Source organism: Streptomyces sp. NPDC053426 (genome assembly GCF_055585405.1).
This window is the reverse complement of sequence record NZ_JBVJKE010000009.1, coordinates 252,198-269,004: the sequence shown is the minus strand read 5'-3', so window position 1 is coordinate 269,004 and position 16,807 is coordinate 252,198. Positions and strand designations below refer to the sequence as shown.

At 72.5% G+C, this 16,807-nt stretch carries 13 protein-coding genes and 1 riboswitch; of the genes, 3 read left to right on the top strand and 10 right to left on the bottom strand.

Translation table 11 applies throughout. The annotated features are described in order from the left end of the window. Positions 1 to 138: 138 nt before the first annotated feature. The 8 genes from ACZ62B_RS20440 to ACZ62B_RS20405 all read right to left on the bottom strand — a co-directional run bounded on the left by ACZ62B_RS20440 (position 139) and on the right by ACZ62B_RS20405 (position 10,360). Positions 139 to 885 (bottom strand): transglycosylase family protein, encoded by a 747-nt coding sequence (locus ACZ62B_RS20440; RefSeq protein ID WP_469691568.1) that lies wholly within the window; start codon positions 883 to 885, stop codon positions 139 to 141. Between the two features lie 3 nt (positions 886 to 888). Continuing rightward, positions 889 to 1,057, bottom strand: a riboswitch (cyclic di-AMP (ydaO/yuaA leader). Positions 1,058 to 1,262: 205 nt separating this feature from the next. Then, positions 1,263 to 2,321: a transglycosylase family protein gene (locus ACZ62B_RS20435; protein ID WP_469691565.1), complete on the bottom strand. Its 1,059-nt coding sequence runs from the start codon at positions 2,319 to 2,321 to the stop codon at positions 1,263 to 1,265. Between the two features lie 203 nt (positions 2,322 to 2,524). Next, positions 2,525 to 3,787, bottom strand: a complete 1,263-nt coding sequence (locus ACZ62B_RS20430; RefSeq protein WP_468719147.1) for a cytochrome P450 family protein — start codon at positions 3,785 to 3,787, stop codon at positions 2,525 to 2,527. A 227-nt stretch (positions 3,788 to 4,014) separates the two neighbouring features. Further along, on the bottom strand, positions 4,015 to 5,010 hold the full coding sequence (locus tag ACZ62B_RS20425) for a nucleoside triphosphate pyrophosphohydrolase (RefSeq protein WP_344555002.1): 996 nt from the start codon (positions 5,008 to 5,010) through the stop codon (positions 4,015 to 4,017). 85 nt (positions 5,011 to 5,095) lie between these two features. Further along, positions 5,096 to 5,743, bottom strand: coding sequence for a SurA N-terminal domain-containing protein (locus tag ACZ62B_RS20420; RefSeq protein WP_469691561.1), 648 nt, complete (start codon positions 5,741 to 5,743; stop codon positions 5,096 to 5,098). Positions 5,744 to 5,924: 181 nt separating this feature from the next. Next, a complete protein-coding gene (locus ACZ62B_RS20415; RefSeq protein ID WP_268817388.1) occupies positions 5,925 to 7,421 on the bottom strand; it encodes a serine/threonine-protein kinase in 1,497 nt (498 codons plus the stop codon). A 38-nt stretch (positions 7,422 to 7,459) separates the two neighbouring features. Next, positions 7,460 to 8,092 (bottom strand): hypothetical protein, encoded by a 633-nt coding sequence (locus ACZ62B_RS20410; RefSeq protein ID WP_469691558.1) that lies wholly within the window; start codon positions 8,090 to 8,092, stop codon positions 7,460 to 7,462. Between the two features lie 159 nt (positions 8,093 to 8,251). Beyond that, on the bottom strand, positions 8,252 to 10,360 hold the full coding sequence (locus tag ACZ62B_RS20405; RefSeq protein ID WP_344555008.1) for an N-6 DNA methylase: 2,109 nt from the start codon (positions 10,358 to 10,360) through the stop codon (positions 8,252 to 8,254). A 195-nt stretch (positions 10,361 to 10,555) separates the two neighbouring features. Between ACZ62B_RS20405 and ACZ62B_RS20400 the strand changes: the two genes are divergently transcribed. Both ACZ62B_RS20400 and ACZ62B_RS20395 read left to right on the top strand, forming a co-directional pair. After that, on the top strand, positions 10,556 to 11,035 hold the full coding sequence (locus ACZ62B_RS20400; protein ID WP_468881327.1) for a hypothetical protein: 480 nt from the start codon (positions 10,556 to 10,558) through the stop codon (positions 11,033 to 11,035). A gap of 21 nt (positions 11,036 to 11,056) precedes the next feature. Further along, the gene (locus ACZ62B_RS20395; RefSeq protein ID WP_468719148.1) at positions 11,057 to 11,860 is read left to right on the top strand and encodes a hypothetical protein; all 804 of its coding nucleotides are present in this window, start codon (positions 11,057 to 11,059) and stop codon (positions 11,858 to 11,860) included. A gap of 34 nt (positions 11,861 to 11,894) precedes the next feature. Here ACZ62B_RS20395 and ACZ62B_RS20390 read toward each other — a convergent pair whose 3' ends face one another. Continuing rightward, positions 11,895 to 12,674, bottom strand: a complete 780-nt coding sequence (locus ACZ62B_RS20390; RefSeq protein ID WP_468719149.1) for an HNH endonuclease family protein — start codon at positions 12,672 to 12,674, stop codon at positions 11,895 to 11,897. Between the two features lie 163 nt (positions 12,675 to 12,837). Here ACZ62B_RS20390 and ACZ62B_RS20385 point away from each other — a divergent pair, with 163 nt between their 5' ends. Next, on the top strand, positions 12,838 to 13,023 hold the full coding sequence (locus tag ACZ62B_RS20385) for an antitoxin (RefSeq protein WP_344555023.1): 186 nt from the start codon (positions 12,838 to 12,840) through the stop codon (positions 13,021 to 13,023). Between the two features lie 96 nt (positions 13,024 to 13,119). On the opposite strand, the gene mfd is transcribed toward ACZ62B_RS20385, so the two are convergent. Continuing rightward, positions 13,120 to 16,677 carry a transcription-repair coupling factor gene (mfd, locus tag ACZ62B_RS20380; protein ID WP_344555025.1) on the bottom strand — a complete coding sequence of 1,186 codons (3,558 nt, stop codon included), beginning with the start codon at positions 16,675 to 16,677 and terminating at the stop codon, positions 13,120 to 13,122. Positions 16,678 to 16,807: the final 130 nt, after the last annotated feature.

Sequence of the window (16,807 nt, the reverse complement as noted above, 5' to 3'; positions counted from 1 at the left end):
GCCCGCCCCGTGGACAGAACCGAGAGTAAATTGTTTCCGAACGGAACAAAGCGGTTTCCGGAAACCCGGCCGTGAAAAACCCCGCCCCGGCGCGTACGGGGGAAAACGCACCGGGGCGGGGAGCAGGGGGGCAGCCGCTTACTTGAGGTGCAGCTGCTGGCCCGGGTAGATGAGGTCGGCGTCGTCGACGATGTCGTCGTTCAGCTCGAACAGCTCGGCCCAGCCGCCCTCGACGTCGTGCTCGGCGGCGATGGAGCTGAGCGTGTCGCCCTTGACGACCTTGTACTCGCCGTCGCCCTTCTCGACCTTCTCGCCGGTCGGGGTGGTGACGGTCTTCTCCTCGGCCTTCTTCTCGGCCTTCTTCTCGGCCTTCCGCTCGACCTGCTTCTCGGTCTCCTGCTCGGCGGCCGGGCGCTCGGCGGAGCGGGAGGCCTTCTGCCCGGTCTCACGGGTCTCGGTGGAACCGGTGCTCTGCGAGGAGCCCGAGTCGTTCGCGGAGGAGCCGGTGTAGGCGGCGTTGGACAGGCCCGTGCCGCAGACCGGCCAGGCGCCCTTGCCCTGGCCCGCGAGGACCTTCTCGGCGATCTCGATCTGCTGCGCCTTGCTGGCCTGGTCGGCGGTGGAGGCGTACTGCGTGCCGCCGTACGCGGCCCAGGTGGAGGCGGAGAACTGCAGACCGCCGTAGTAACCGTTGCCGGTGTTGATGGACCAGTTGCCGCCGGACTCGCACTGGGCGACGGCGTCCCACTCGGAGGCGGTGGCGGCGGAGGCGCTGCCGGCCGCCATCAGCGGGGCGGCGACGGCGGCGGAGGCGACACCGGCGACGGCGATCGCGCGGGTGGCCTTGGACGGACGACGGTGCTTGCCCTTGCCGGAGAACAGCATGGTGGATCCCCTCACCGACGCCTGCGAGGTGAGCTGTCGGGTTCGGGCCGGTTGAGTTGCCCGGCCACGCCCCTCACGGGACGCGGCTTCACCCCAAGCCCTCTCCGGTGTCAACCACCGGAAGGGGCGCTTACCTTGGGTCCCCCGCTCCTGCCTACGGCGCATGACGCGACGACTGTTCCCGTGCTGCCACTGGCAGGATTCGGCGTGGCGGCAGCCGGGGCCCGCGGTGGCGAGCGGTCACGACCGTAGACACGCGATCCGCGGAATTTCAAAGACGATCAGGGCCTCTGAGACCTATCTCTCACAGTCTTTAAACCGGACATTCGACGCGAACCATGACGCCAACTGCCGCCGCACCCGGGCTCTTTCGGGCGTCACTTTTCGTCCGGTTCGACCCCGACCTCGAGCTCCTGACCCGGCAGGATGAGGTCCGGGTCGGCGCCGACGACCTGCTCGTTCTCGGCGTAGAGCGACCGCCATCCGCCGCCCAGCTCAAGGGAGTCGGCGATGGACGAGAGGCTGTCGCCGGTGCGCACGGTGTACGAGCCGTCGGCGGCATCGCGCGAGGCGTCGGTGCCGCGCGAGGCATGCCGGCCGGACGATTCCGACGTACGGTCCTCCGCCCCACCCTCCTCGGCGGTGGCGCCGCGGTGGCGGCCGGTGCCGGTGCCTTCGGCGTCGGTGACCTCGGAAGAGCCGGTGGTCTGCCCGGACTTGTCCGACTCGTCACTCTTGGGAGTGGCCGAGGCGGAGGGGGAGGTGCCGGATCCACCGTCGGAGCCGGTGTCCGAATCCGTGCCCGAGTCGCTCGACTTGTCGGACTTGGCCGATTCACCGGCTGTTCCTTCACCGTCCTCCGCCCCTTCCGCGCCGGACGACGGATCGGACGTGGCCGACGGGGAGGACGAAGCGGACGAATCACCGGAGTCCGACGATCCGGACGAGTCCGAAGAGTCGGTGGAATCGGAAGAGCCGGAGGACCTGGAGGAGCCGGAGGAGCCGGACGTGTCCGAGGTCGAGTCCTCCGCCACGCCCGTGTCGATGTCGGCCGACGCCGAATCCTGGTTCAGGCCCGCCGTCAGTCCGCAGGTGCGCCACGCGCCGACCCCCTGGTCGGCGAGGATTCTCTCGGCCACGGCTATCTGCTGGCCGCGGCTGGCCTGGTCGGGGCTGGTCGCGTAGTCCAGTCCGCCGTAGTTCTCCCAGTCGTCCTGGGTCAACTGCAGGCCGCCGTAGTAGCCGTTGCCGGTGTTCTGGCTCCATGAGCCGCCGGACTCGCACTCGGCGACCCGGTCCCAGGTCGTGCCGTCGGCCGCGCTGGCGCTGCCGGCCCCGAGGAGCGGGATCGCGATGGCGGAGCCGGTCACCCCGGCCGCGACGAGGAGAGCCGGAGCCTGGCGGGGGCGGCGGTGCCGACCGTTCCCGGAGAGCATGCGGAGACCTTTCGCAAGACAGCAATGACCGACGCGGCGAACGGAATTCGAACCGATGCACCGCACTTGATGGGTGAACGTATCCGCAGACGATCACTTGTCACAAGTTCATGCCGCGCAGATCACGTGAAGATCACAGAGTTGAGGGCGTGTCATGTTTGCGCTGGTCCTCTCGGGGGCACAGCGGACGGCTGCCCGGTCCGTCACTTCCGCGGCGGGGTGAACTCCACCGGGAGCGTGCGCAGTCCGCGCATGATGAGCCCGCCCCGCCAGCGGAGTTCGGCCGGTTCCGCCGCGAGCCGCAGGTCCGGCAGGCGCGTCAGCAGGGTGGCGAGCGCGGTCTGGCCCTCCAGACGGGCCAGCGGGGCGCCCAGGCAGTAGTGGATGCCGTGGCCGTATCCCAGATGCTGGTTGTCGCGCCGGCCGAGGTCGAGCACGTCCGGGTCGGCGAACCGCTCCGGGTCCCGGTCCGCGGCGGCGAGCACGACGAGGACGGGGTCGCCGGCCGCGATGCGCTGCCCGCCGATGGTGACCGGCTCGGTGGCGAACCGCCAGGTGGCGAGCTCCACGGGACCGTCGTACCGCAGGAGCTCCTCGACACCGGTCTCCAGCAGCCCGCGCTCCCCGGCGGCGAGGGCCCGTTGCAGGCGCTCGCGCTGGCCGGGGTGGGTGAGCAGGGCGTAGGTGCCGTTGCCGATGAGATTGACGGTGGTCTCGAAACCGGCGAACAGCAGGATGAACGCCATGGCGGCGGCCTCGTTCTCGGTGAGGTGCTCACCGTGGTCGGAGGCGCGGATGAGGCCGGAGATGAGGTCCTCGCCGGGGACGGGTTCGGCGGGGAGCACCTCGCGCTTGCGGTGGATCAGCTCGGCGAGGTAGCCGCGCATCTTCTTCACGGACCGGGCGACCCCGCCGCGCGGGCCCCCGCCGTGCCGGATCATCATGCCCGCCCAGTCCCGGAAGTCGTCCTGGTCCTCGCGCGGGACGCCGAGCAGGTCGCAGATGGCGTAGATGGGCAGGGGGAAGGCGAACTCGTGGATGAGGTCGGCGGAGCCGCTGTCCGCGAACCGGTCGATGAGCCCGTCGGTGAGCTCCTGCACGCGGGGCGCGAACTCGGCGACCCGGCGCGGGGTGAACGCCTTGCTGACCAGCCGGCGCAGCCGGGTGTGGTCCGGCGGGTCGATGTTCAGCAGATGCGTCATCAGCTCCGCCTGCCGCTCCCCCGGGATACCGGTCTTGCCCTTGGCGTGCGCGGGCTCGTCGTGGTGCGCGGGGTTCTTGGACAGCCGGTTGTCGGCGAGCGTCTGCTTGGCATCGGCGTACCGCGTGACCAGCCAGGCCTCCACCCCACTGGGCAACCGGGTCCTGCGCACGGGCTCATGCTCACGCAGCCAGGCGTAGGCGGGGTAGGGATCGGCGGCGAACTCCCAGGTGAAGAGTTCGGGAGTGGTGGGCTGGTCATGCATGCGGTGACCCTAACGGGCGGAACGGGGAGCGCGGCGCGGCAGAACTCGGGTGACCGGGGTCGTCCGGCGGGTGCGGGCGCGTCGACGTTGTTCGCGCAGTTCCCCGCGCCCCTGAAGATGCGCTCCTTTCAGGGGCGCGGGGAACTGCGCGAAGGGGGTCTGGGGGCGAAGCCCCCAGGGACGGGAAGGGGCGGCGGGGGCGAAAAACCCCTGTCCGCACCCCGCGCTCAGCCCTCGCCCCGGCCGCCCTCCGCAAAACGAATCGCGTCGCGATACACCCGCGCCGCCGCCCGCAACGCCGCCTCCGGATCCACCCCCGCCGCCTCCGCGCGGACCGCCAGGGCGAGCAGTTCGTAGCCGATGCCCTCGCCCGTGGGGAGGGGGACGGAGAGGTCGGCGGTGCGGACGCGGGACGCCAGCTTCGCGGTGAGGGCGAGGGCGGGCTGGCCGAGGGGGACGCCGTCGGTGACGGACTCGCGCCGCTTCTCGATCTCCTTCGTGCGCAGCCAGTGTTCCTTGACGTCCTCGGGGGTCTCGGCCGTCTCGTCGCCGAAGACGTGCGGGTGGCGGTGGATGAGCTTGGCGACGATCCCGCCGGCCACGTCGTCGACCGAGAAGGGGGCGTCCGGGTCCTCCTCCGCTATCCGCGCGTGGAAGACGACCTGGAGCAGCACGTCCCCCAGCTCCTCGCGCAGCTCGTCCCGGTCACCCTCCTCGATGGCCTCGACGAGTTCGTACGCCTCCTCGATGCCGTACTTCGCCAGGCCCTTGTGGGTCTGCCGCGACGACCACGGGCACTCCGCGCGGATGCGGTCCATGACCTGCACGAGGTCGAGCAGCCGGGCGCCCGGCAGGTCGTAGGAGGCGGGCAGCAGCTCCAGCTCGGGCATCCGCACCCTGCCGGTCCCGGCCAGCCTGGCCAGTCCGTCGGTCAGGGCGGGTTCGCCCTCGCCGGTGGCGACGACGACCACCGTCCGCCCGCCGGCACAGGCGTCGACGATCTCCTCGGCGGTCGGCGCCGCCTCCTCGACCGGTATCCCCGCCTCCCGCAGATACGGCAGCTGCGGGTGGACGCCGTCCGCGCACAGCACCCTGTCGGCCGCGTGCAGGGCCTGCCAGGCCGGCCAGGACAGCAGGCCGGGCGCGACCCGGTGGCTGGTGGTGAGCAGGACGACTCGGCCGGGGGCGGTCCCGGAGTCCGGTGCGGGGCTGATTGCGTTCACACTGCGAAACTAGCCCACCCCGCCGACAGCCCCCGAGTTGTCCACAGACCGGTTCTCCACAGGCCGGTTGTCCACAGGCGGCGGGTCAGAGCGTCTGCGGCATCCCGGTCGCCGTGACGTCCCGTACCCACGGCGTCCTGGCGTCGACCCGGCTGCTCTTCTCGACGTCCCAGTCGCCGTAGCGCGGGTTGAGGTCGACGTCGAGCTTCCTGCCCGCCTCGGACAGCGCCTGCCAGAACTCGGGCCGGCTGGTGTCGGTGCCGAGCTGCTGGGCGAGCTTCTGCGCCTGGATCTGGAGGCGGAGGTTGGCGTCGAGGCGCTGCGGCGGGACGCCGTACTGCTGCAGCCAGGCCGCCTCCAGCGCCTCGGCGCCGCCGGCCTGCTGCTCCAGATCGGACCGCATCCGCTGGACCTCGCGGCCCGTGACCGTCACGCCGGCGTCCTGTGCGGCGCGCTCCAGCACCCGGTCCAGGACCATGCCGTGCAGGGTGTCGCGGGTGAGGCTGCCGGTGCGGGCGATGGCCTGCTGGTACTGGGCGTCGTCCGGTACGGCCGCCCGCTGGGCCGCGCGGACCTCGTCGACCCGGTTCTCCAGCTGCGACACGGTGATCCGCTCGCCGCCGACGACGGCTGCCGCACCGGGGTGCGCGTCGTTCCCGCAGGCGGTGAGCAGGGGCGCCGCTGCGGCGATCGCGGCGGTGAGGAGGAGCGCGGTGCGACGGCGGCGGTGCAAGGAGACCTCCTGAGGAGAGCTTGTGCGGCGGTGCACAAAGTCTTGCGGTGATCGATGGTAGGCATCGGCCAAGCTCTGGCCAACCCATTCGACCAACGATTCACGAGGACTTCCGGCACCGGCGCCCGCCCCGTACGGCGCAGCGGCCCGCCGTCCCGCCGTCCCGGCGGCCGCCGGGACGCTATCCGCGCACCTGTCCCAGCCACTGCAGCGTCCGCCGGATGTCGGCGGCCAGCGGGTGCCCCGGTCCCTGCACGCGCTCCACGTCGTGCAGCAGCCGCACCAGCGTGTCGTGCGCGGCGGCCCGGTCGCCCAGGGCGAGCAGCAGGTGGCCGATGCGGCGGCGGACGTCGTGGGCGAGCTGCGGGTCGCCGGCGGCCACGTACTGGTTCTCGTAGTACGCCAGCAGCGCCCGGTACTCGGCGAGCGCCGCCGCGGGTTCGCCGAGCTGCTCCAGGCACTGGGCGGCCTCGTAGCGGTAGCGCAGGGACTGCGGGTCGGCCTGGCCGGCCTCGGCGGCGCGTTCGTCGGCGAGGCGGCGCAGTTCGGGCAGGGCGCGCCGGTACTGGCCGTCGTCCAGGAGCGTGGCCGCGTACTGCTTGCGCAGGGTGCGTACGACCGGGGAGTGCTCGCCGTGCTGGTCGGCGGCGATGGGCAGGATCGAGCCGAGGATGTCGACGGCCTGGGTGATGCGGCCCTCGCCGAGCAGCCGTTTCACCTCGTCCACGGCCGCGGCGACGTCGGCCTTCTCCGCCGCGGGCGCGGGCGGCGCGGCGGGGGCCGGCTGGGGCGCGGGGGTGCGGGCGCGGTCCGGCCAGGGGGCGTGCGGGCGCAGGAAGGGGCGGGTGGGGTCCAGGGGCGCGCCGGTGGGCGTTCCTCGCGCGGGGAGGAGCTGCGCCAGGTGTTCGTAGACCTCCTGCGCGGAGTCCGGGCGGTGCTGCGGGTCCTTGGCGAGCAGCCTCAGCACCAGGGTCTCCAGGGCCTCGGGGACCTCCGGGCGGATCCGGCGCACGGGCACCGGCGGCTCGTACAGGTGCCGGTGCAGCACCCCGAGCGCCGTGGAGCCCGCGAACGGCACGTCGCCGCTGAGCAGCTCGTGCATCAGCACCCCGAGCGCGTACAGGTCCGTGTACGGGCCGACCGCGCCGCCCATCGCCTGCTCGGGCGCCATGTAGGCGGGCGAGCCGATGGGGGAACCGGTGTGCGTCAGGCGCGTGGTGTCGCTGTCCATGACGGAGGCGACACCGAGGTCGAGCACGGTGACGGTGCCGTCCTGCTTCACCATCACGTTGCGCGGCTTGAGGTCGCGGTGGACGATCGGCACGGCGTGCACGGCGCTCAGCACGGCGCACAGTTGCGCGGCCACCGCGACCGTCCACTGCCACGGGTACGGGTCGTGTTCGGCGAGGTGGTCGCCGAGGTCGGCGCCGTCGACGTACTGCATGACGAGGAACAGTTCCTCGCCCTCGCTGCCCGCGTCGTGCACGGTGACCAGGCCGGGGTGGTCGACCTGTGCGGTCACCCGGCACTCGCGCACGAAGCGGCGGCGCAGCTCGTCGGCCTCCTGGCCGGCCACCTTGTCCGGGCGCAGCAGCTTCACCGCCACGCGCCGGTCCAGCCGTTTGTCGTAGGCCGTCCAGACCTGCCCCATGCCGCCCTGTCCGATGAGCGTGGACAGTTCGTAGCGGCCGGCGACGACACGTCCCGTCGTCACGCTCACCTTCCGCCCTCGTGGTTGCCGTGCTGTCCGGGATTGCCGTCCTGGCGGCGCAGGTAGTCGCTGAGTTCGTCCAGCTCGGCGCGGACCTGGTCGATCCGGGCCGGCGGTGCGGGGTGCTGCGGCGGTACGGGGGCGGGGGGTGCCGGGGTGTGCGGTACCGGGGTGTGGGGGGCCTGGGGCTGCGGCACCGGCGTGGGCGCGTACGGCGAGCCCTGCTGCGGGTAGCCGTAGGGGGCGGGGACGCCCGCCGGGCCGTGCACCGTCGTGGCGTGGGGCGACGGCGGCATCTGGCCCGCGTACGGGTACGGCCGCCGGTGCAGGCGGATGTCCACGGTCAGGTAGTACGCGGCCGAGATCGCGCCGAGGATCAGGACGGCGGCCAGGGCCACGTCGGTCCGGTAGTCCGTCTCCGGCAGCGAACCGACCACCGCCAGGCAGGCTATCGACAGCGGGATGCTCACCCAGGCCGCCGCCCAGTCGAGCGGCCGTCCCCGCAGGAACGCGACCCGGAACAGCGGCACGCACGCCAGCAGTCCGCAGCACAGGACGCCGGCGGCGGCGTACAGCACGCGCTGCGTGATGACCATTGCCGCGCTGGGAGGGGGCGGCGCCGCGCCGTGGCCGTACATGACTGCTCCTGGACAGGTGTAGCCGATGGAACTCGGAGTCCGAGCGTATAGGCCGACGGCGACAACCGGTCCCGGGATGTACCGAACCGTTGTCGTACCGGGGCGTTCCGGAAGCGCGCCCCTGTCCCGGCCGGGGAGCGGCCGGGGAGCAGCCGGGGTTCAGTCGGGGGCGATCGTCCCGTCGGTCAGGCCGTCGTACATCCCGCGGACGAGCTGCTCGCCGAGCCGGCCCGCCTGCCCGAGCACCCGTTCGAACTCGTCCAGGGCCCGGAAGCGGGCGCCGTAGCGCCGCTGTTCGGCCGGTGCGAGCCGGGGCAGTTGCAGCCGGCGCACGTCGAGCCGGGTGGCGGTGGACGCGTAGCTGCTGGCCTGGCGGTGGTTGGCGGTGCCGCGCAGGAACCCGGCGAGGAACCACGCGTCGAGCACCTCCGGATCGGGGCGCAGCAGTACGAGGTTGCGGCCCAGGGCGGCCCCGGCGGTCGCGTCGTCGACCACCCGCGCGACGGCGCCCCCGCCGAGCACGGGCACGACGACGTCACCGGGTTCGGTGAGCACCGCCTGCTCGTCGCTCTCCGGGAGCGTGCCGGAGGGGCCGGTTCCGGAGAGTACGTCGTGGTCGGTGAGGACGGGCACGCGCGCGTGGCCGCCGTTTCCGCCCGTACGCATCACCAGGGCGCCCCCGCGCGCGAGTTCGCCGACGGTGGTCAGGGGCGGGCGCCCGGCGGCGGGCGGCGCGGGGTCGACGGGCGGCGGGGCGAGGCCGGCGGCCAGGCGCAGCGTCTCGCCGAGCCGTTCGCGTACGTCGGTGAGCCGGCCGGCGCCGTCCGTGGCGGCCGGGGGCGGGAGGTGGCGGGCCGGGGCGAGGTCGACGTCGTCGTCGAGGAGTTCGACGACGGGCACGGAGCGGGCCAGTCCGGGCCGTTCGTCGAGCCGGCCGGTCCGGTCGAAGGCGTGCCAGGCGCCGAGGACCGTCTCCCGCACCCCCGGCCAGTCGGGTCCGCCGCGCCCCTCGCCGGCGAACCGCCCGGCGTCGGCGAGCAGCACCTCCGGCCGCGTCGGCGCCTGTTCGGGCCGGCGCAGCACCCACAGGTGCAGCGGGATGTTGTACGGGGGCGCGGCGCCGGCCGGCAGCGCGACGACGGCGCGCAGCGCGCCCCGGCGCAGCAGGTCGGCCCTGATGCGGCGTCCGGAGCGGCGGGACGCGGCGGCGGGCGGCATCAGCAGCACCGCGATGCCGCCGTCCCGCAGCCGGGCGAGCGCGTGCTGCACCCAGGCCAGCTCGGACTCGGTGCGGGCCGGGAAGCCGTACTCCCAGCGCGGGTCGTAGGCGAGTTCGTCGTGCCCCCAGTTGCGCTCGTTGAACGGCGGGTGGCACAGGACGGCGTCGGCCCGCAGCTCGGGGTGGGCGTCGGCGCGCAGGGTGTCGCCGGCGGCGGCGTGCGCGGGGGCGCGGGTGTGCAGGGCGAGGCGGAGCGCGGTGAGGGCGGCGAGTTCGGGGGCGCCGTCCTGGCCGTACAGCCGTCGGCCGGGGCCGTTGCCGGCGGAGCGCAGCAGGGCGCCGGTGCCGCAGGCCGGGTCGAGGACGGTGCGGGCGGTGCCGGCCAGGCCGGCCATGAGAGCGGCGAGGTCGGCGGGGGTGGGCGTGTACTGGCGCGGGTTGGCGTCGAGGTACCGGCCGAGCAGGAACTCGAAGGTGTGCCGGGCGCCGAGTTCGGCGGCGAGTTCGGCGACGGCGCGGAGGAGGGGGGCGGAGGGGAGCAGATGGGGGGCGGTGGGGGTTTCGAGGGCCTTCCGGGCGGCCGAGGTGGTCGGCGTGGAGGGGGCGGCGGGGTTGTGAACAGTGCCCGCGGTGTTCACACGTGAGCCGTTCGCGGCGCCGAGCCGTGGTGTGAGCACCTGCTCCAGCGCTCCGGGTAGCAGCGCGGCGAGTCGCTCGTCGGAGCCGGAGCTCACCTCGAGCCAGACCGGGGAGCGGTCGTGGATCAGCAGCAGGACGCAGCCGGCGTGGGTGAGGGCGGTGACCGGTCCGGCGGGGTGGCCGGCGAGCTGCTGCCAGACGCGTTCCCGCAGCGGGACCTCGGCGAGCTTGCTGTGACTGCGCAGCCAGCCCTCGACCTCGGCCAGCGCGAACGAGGGGCTGGTCTCGGTGCCGCCGACGGGCCGGGGAAAGTCGGTGTGCCGTCGGCGCCAGTTGCTGACGGCGGCGCGGCCGACACCGGCCAGTCGCGCGATCCCGGCGGCGGTCACTTCTGTCGCGTTGTCCTGCATGCCCGGCACCCCGCCCTGTTTCCCTCTGCTCCGTGTGTGGCGACGAGCATACCGACGCATGCAAGATTCATGTTTCACATGCGTATACGCGGATGCCATCGTGAACCTTGTTGACTCGGTTCACAGCATCTGTTCTTATTGACCCCGCGAACGAGCGACCGTCGGCAGGCGGCGGTGGCCGGGAGGGACACAGTCATGGGCATGAAGAGCAAGATCGCGCTGGGCGCCGTCGTGGGGATCGTCGTCATCGGTGTCGCCTCGACGAACTCCGGGGACTCGGACGGCGGTTCCGGCGACAAGGGCACCTCGGCGTCCGCGGAGCAGCGGTCCGGCGGTACGAAGCCGGACGGCAAGTCGGACGCGAAGCCCGCCGGCGACAAGGGCACCGAGAAGGCGTCCCAGGCCGAACAGTTCAAGGCGTTCGTGCAGAAGAACGGGACGCCTCAGGAGAAGGACGCCGTCTCGCACGTCACCAAGGTCCAGGGCGCGGACGAGCAGAACGACATCCTCGACGCCGCCGACATCTACACCGACTTCACCGGCGGGATCATGGGCGAGGGCACGGGCCCCGCCAAGCTCCTCACGTCCGCGTTCGCCGACTGGAAGCAGAGCGACAACGGCCTCGTCACCGTCTACGGCGCCGACGGCGAGATCATCGGCAACGGCAACTTCTAGCACTCCCGAAGGGAATCCACCATGCGTCGCACCACGTTAGCCGCCCTCTGCCTGGCCGCCGTGGCCGCCGCCGGTCTCACCGGCTGCGGCGACGAGGACAAGGCGGACACCGGCACATCACGCGACTCGGCCGAGCGGAAGACGGCGGAGAAGGAGAAGCGCTCCCAGGAACCGAAGGAGGAGCCCTTCGCCGGACTGACCGGCGGCGAGATCGCCGAGAAGGCCTTCAAGGCCACGGCCGGGGCCTCGTCCCTGCGGATGACGGGCGACGTCCCCGATGAAAGCGGTGGCGGCACCGTCCACATCGACATGGCCCTGAACAAGCGGGGCGACTGCGCCGGCACGATGGGGCTGGACGGCCAGGGCGAGGCCGAGCTGATCAAGGCCGGCGACACCGTCTACATCAAGTACGACGAGAAGTTCCTGCGGGCCCAGAGCAAGGAGGAACCCGAGGAGGACGTGGACGCGGCCGTGGCGCTGCTGGCCGGGAAGTGGATGAAGACGTCCGCCGAGGGCTCCGACGCGGGGGACCTCACGGGCTTCTGCGACCTCGACCAGGCCCTCGGCGGCGCGGAGGACGGCGACGGGAGGGCGACGCGCGGCAGGACGACGACGATCGACGGCACGCCCGCGATCACGCTGGAGGCGCGGGACGGCGCCGACCGCTTCACGCTGTACGTCGCCACCGAGGGCGAGCCCTACCTGCTGCGGCTCGACAGCACGTCCCCCACCGACCCGGGCTCCCTCTCCTTCGGCGACTACGACGAGCCGGTCCCGGTGGAGAAGCCCGCAGGCGACGTCCTGGACATCGACTCCCTGAGCTGACCCGCCCGGCGGTCCACGACGCCGCCCGGACCGCTCAGCCGCCGCACTGTTCGAGCATCATGCGCTTGTCGGCCGGCGTCACCGGCATCTCGTACTCGACGGCGACCTGGGCGAAGCGGACCGCGTACGCGCACCGGATCCGCTTGTCGGGCGGCAGCCAGGTCGCGGGCCCGGAATCGCTCTTGGCCGAGTTGGCGCCGCCGTCGACCGGGATCAGGTTGAGCGGGTCGTTGGCGAGCTGCTCGCGCTTGCTCTCCGACCAGCGCGACGAACCCATCTGCCAGCTGTAGGACAGCGGCACCACGTGGTCGATCTGGACCTCGGCGGCCTCCTGCTTGCGCCACTCGATGGTCGTGCCGGTGTACGGGTCGGCCAGGGTCATGGCGACCACCACACAGTCGGACCCGGAGCGGAAACGCACGTCCTCGCCGTCGCGCCGCAGCAGGTCGTTGCGGGTGTCACAGCCGTTCCTCGCGAGCGGTACTCCGTCCGCCGTGTCCATCCAGGCGTAGCCGAACTCGTCCCGGTCGTAGCCCGTCTTCGGTCCGCGGCCCTTGGTCGTCACCTCCGTGATGAGGTCGACGGCCTCGGCCCGGTCCGACTCGCCGGTCACGGGCGCGAGGCCCGGTTCTGTGCCTTCGGGGTTGTCCAGCGGGCTGACGGCGCGTCCGTCGGAGGCGGCGCCCCCGCTTTCGTCGCCGGCCGGGGATCCCGTGTCCTGGGCTCCCTCGCAGCCGGCGAGGAGGACCACCGCGGCGATCACCGCGGGGCCCGCGCTCCGGGCCCGTATGCCCCATCCCGTGTTCCGCGTCACCGCGCCCCTCCTTCGCTCACCTGACTCCTGCCCTGACGGGGGCGGATCGAGCCGGATCTCACCGTAACGAGTGAGAGGTCCAGACCAATCCGGCACTATACGGGCATTCTCGGCAAAGCGCGCGTATCGTCGGTTCTGAGTCCCCTCCGGAAGGAGCTCCCGCATGGGCATCCTCGACAAGTTCAAGAGCAACAAGGCGGCACGCGACAAGGCCAAGCAGGCCTCGGACGCCGCGGAACGGAAGATGAACGAGAGGACCGGCGGCAAGTACGAGCAGCAGATCGACACCGGGCAGCAGCAGGCCGAACGCCGGCTCGGCATGGACCGCGACCGTCCCGACCAGCCGTAAGGCCGCGCGCACCCGTCAGGGCCGTCCACGGCGACCTCACGCCGTGGACGGCCCCCTGTCCGCGCCGGTGGACCCGTCGAAGACCCGGGCCCGGCGTCAGGAGCCCAGGACCGACGTCAGGAACTCCCCGACCCAGCCCAGCAGGTCCCGCCCGACCAGCGGCTTGCCGCCCACCTTCGCGGTCTTCGGGCGCGGGACCAGCACCTGGTGCGCGGCCGCCTTGATGACCGTGCCCGGGTAGAGGCGCTTCAGGCGCAGTTCCTGGGACTCGCGCAACTCCACCGGCGCGAAGCGGATGTTGTTGCCCTGGAGCACGATCTCGCCGACACCGCACGCACGGGCCAGCATCCGCAGCCCCGCCACCAGCAGCAGGTTCTCCACCGGCTCCGGCAGCTTGCCGTAGCGGTCGACGAGCTCCTCGCGCACGGCCTTGATGTCGTCCTCCGAGTTCGCGGAGGCGATCGCCCGGTACGCCTGGAGGCGCAGCCGCTCGCCGGGCGCGTAGTCGTGCGGGACGTGCGCGTCGACGGGCAGCTCGATCTTGACCTCGAGCGGCGGCTCCTCCTCGATCTCACCGGTCTCCAGCTGGCGCCGGTAGTCCGCGACCGCCTCGCCGACCATCCGCACGTACAGGTCGAAGCCGACGCCCGCGATGTGTCCGGACTGCTCGCCGCCGAGCAGGTTGCCCGCACCGCGGATCTCCAGGTCCTTCATCGCCACGTACATGCCCGCGCCCATCTCGGTGTGCTGGGCGATCGTCGCCAGCCGCTCGTGCGCGGTCTCCGTCAGCGGCTTCTCCGGCGGGTACAGGAAGTAGGCGTACCCGCGCTCCCGTCCCCGTCCCACCCGGCCGCGCAGCTGGTGGAGCTGGCTGAGGCCGAAGTTGTCACCGCGCTCGACGATCAGGGTGTTGGCGTTGGAGATGTCGATGCCGGACTCGACGATCGTCGTCGACACCAGCACGTCGAACTTCTTCTCCCAGAAGTCGACGACGACCTGCTCCAGCGCCGACTCCGACATCTGGCCGTGGGCGGTGGCGATGCGCGCCTCGGGCACGATCTCGCGCAGCCGGGCCGCCGCGCGGTCGATGGACTCGACCCGGTTGTGGATGTAGAAGACCTGGCCCTCACGCAGCAGCTCGCGGCGGATCGCGGCGCCGATCTGCTTCTGCTCGTACGGGCCGACGAACGTCAGCACCGGGTGCCGCTCCTCCGGCGGGGTGGTGATCGTCGACATCTCGCGGATGCCGGTGACCGCCATCTCCAGGGTGCGCGGGATCGGCGTGGCGGACATGGTCAGCACGTCGACGTTGGCGCGCAGCTTCTTCAGCTGCTCCTTGTGCTCGACGCCGAAGCGCTGCTCCTCGTCGACGATGACCAGGCCGAGGTCCTTGAACTTCGTCTCCGAGGAGAACAGCCGGTGGGTGCCGATGACGACGTCCACCGAGCCCTCCCGCAGGCCCTCCATGGTCGCCTTCGACTCGGTGTCGGTCTGGAAGCGGGACAGCGCCCGCACGTTCACCGGGAACTGCGCGTACCGCTCGCTGAACGTCCCGAAGTGCTGCTGCACCAGCAGCGTGGTGGGGACGAGCACGGCGACCTGCTTGCCGTCCTGTACGGCCTTGAAGGCGGCCCGCACCGCGATCTCGGTCTTGCCGTAGCCGACGTCGCCGCAGATCAGACGGTCCATGGGGACCGACTTCTCCATGTCCTCCTTGACCTCGGCGATGGTGGTGAGCTGGTCGGGCGTCTCCGCGTACGGGAAGGCGTCCTCCAGCTCGCGCTGCCAGGGCGAGTCGGCGCCGAAGGCGTGGCCGGGGGCGGCCATGCGGGCGCTGTAGAGCTTGATCAGGTCGGCGGCGATCTCCTTGACCGCCTTCTTGGCGCGCGCCTTGGTCTTGGTCCAGTCGGCGCCGCCCAGGCGGTGCAGGGTGGGGGCCTCGCCGCCGACGTACTTGGTGATCTGCTCCAGCTGGTCGGTGGGGATGTAGAGCCGGTCGCCGGGCTGGCCGCGCTTGGCGGGGGCGTACTCCACGACCAGGTACTCGCGGGTGGCGCCCTGCACGGTGCGCTGCACCATCTCGATGTAGCGGCCCACGCCGTGCTGCTCGTGGACGATGTGGTCGCCCGCCTCCAGGGTGAGCGGGTCGATGGTCTTGCGGCGCCGGGCCGGCATCCGGGCGCCCTCGCGGCCGGAGGCCTTCTGGCCGGTCAGGTCGGTCTCGGTGAGCACGGCGACCTTGAGCGCCGGGTCGACGAAGCCGTGGTCGATGCAGCCGCAGGCGACGTGCACGACGGACGGCGTGATCTCCCCCAGGTCCGCGTCCAGACGGGCCGCGATGCCCTCGCCGCCCAGCACCTCCACCGTGCGGGCGGCCGGGCCGTGGCCCTCGGTGACGAACACCGTGCGCCAGCCGTCGGCGAGCCAGCCCTTGGTGTCGGCCAGCGCCCGCGCGGTGTCGCCGCGGTAGGTCTCGGGGGCGTGCATGCCGAGCTTGAGGGTGTCCGCGTCGCCCGCCGCGTCAGCGGCAGATGTCAGCGTCTCGTCCGCGGCGAACGGCGACACCGACCACCACATCATGTCCAGCTCGCGGGCCCGGTCGCGGACGTCCGCGATGGACCACAGGGAGGCGGCGCCGACGTCGATGGGCGCCTCGCCGCCACCGGCGGTGGCCGCCCAGGACGCCTGCAAGAACTCCTGGCTCGTGGCCACCAGGTCGGCGGCCCGGGTCCGCACCCGCTCCGGGTCGCAGACGACGGCCATCGCTCCCTTGGGCAGCACGTCCAGCAGCAGCTCCATGTCGTCGACGAGGACGGGCGCCAGGGACTCCATGCCCTCCACCGCGATCCCCTCGGCGATCTTCCCGAGCAGCTCCCCCAGCTCCGGGTGGAGCTCGGCGAGGACCCGCGCACGCTCCCGCACGTCCTCGGTGAGCAGCAGCTCACGGCAGGGCGGGGCCCACAGGCCGTGCTCGGCGACCTCCAGGGAGCGCTGGTCGGCGACCTTGAAGTAGCGGATCTCCTCGACGTCGTCGCCCCAGAACTCCACCCGCAGGGGGTGTTCCTCGGTGGGCGGGAACACGTCGAGGATGCCGCCCCGCACGGCGAACTCGCCGCGCTTCTCGACCAGTTCCACCCGCGCGTACGCGGCGGCGGCGAGGGCTTCGACGGTCTCGTCCAGATCGGCGCTCCGACCGGTGCGCAGGGACACCGGTTCCAGGTCGCCCAGGCCCTTGACCTGCGGCTGGAGTACGGAGCGCACGGGCGCGACGACGACGGAGACCGGGCCGGTCTCGGGGTCGTCGGGGCGGGGGTGGGCCAGGCGGCGCAGCACGGCGAGGCGGCGGCCGACGGTGTCGCTGCGGGGGCTGAGCCGCTCGTGCGGCAGCGTCTCCCACGACGGGTACTCCACGACGCCCTCGGGCGGGAGCAGGGAGCGCAGGGCTGCGGCCAGGTCCTCCGCCTCGCGTCCCGTGGCCGTCACCGCCAGTACGGGGCGGCCGGTGTCGCGGGCCAGGGCGGCGACGGTGAAGGGGCGGGCCGCGGGCGGGCCGACCAGGTCGACGTGCATGCGGTTGCCGTCCGCGGCGGCCGCGATCGCTTCCGCGAGGGCGGTGTCCTTGACTACGGCGTCGAGCAGACCGTGCAGACTCATTCGGGGCGCTTTCCGTCCGGGGGTGTGCAACACGTCGGGCCCGACGCGCGCGGCGGGCCGGGGTTGTCCAGCGTACGTCGCTGGACAACCCCGGTGCCTGGGCTGTGGACAACGTCCGCTGACCGGTGGG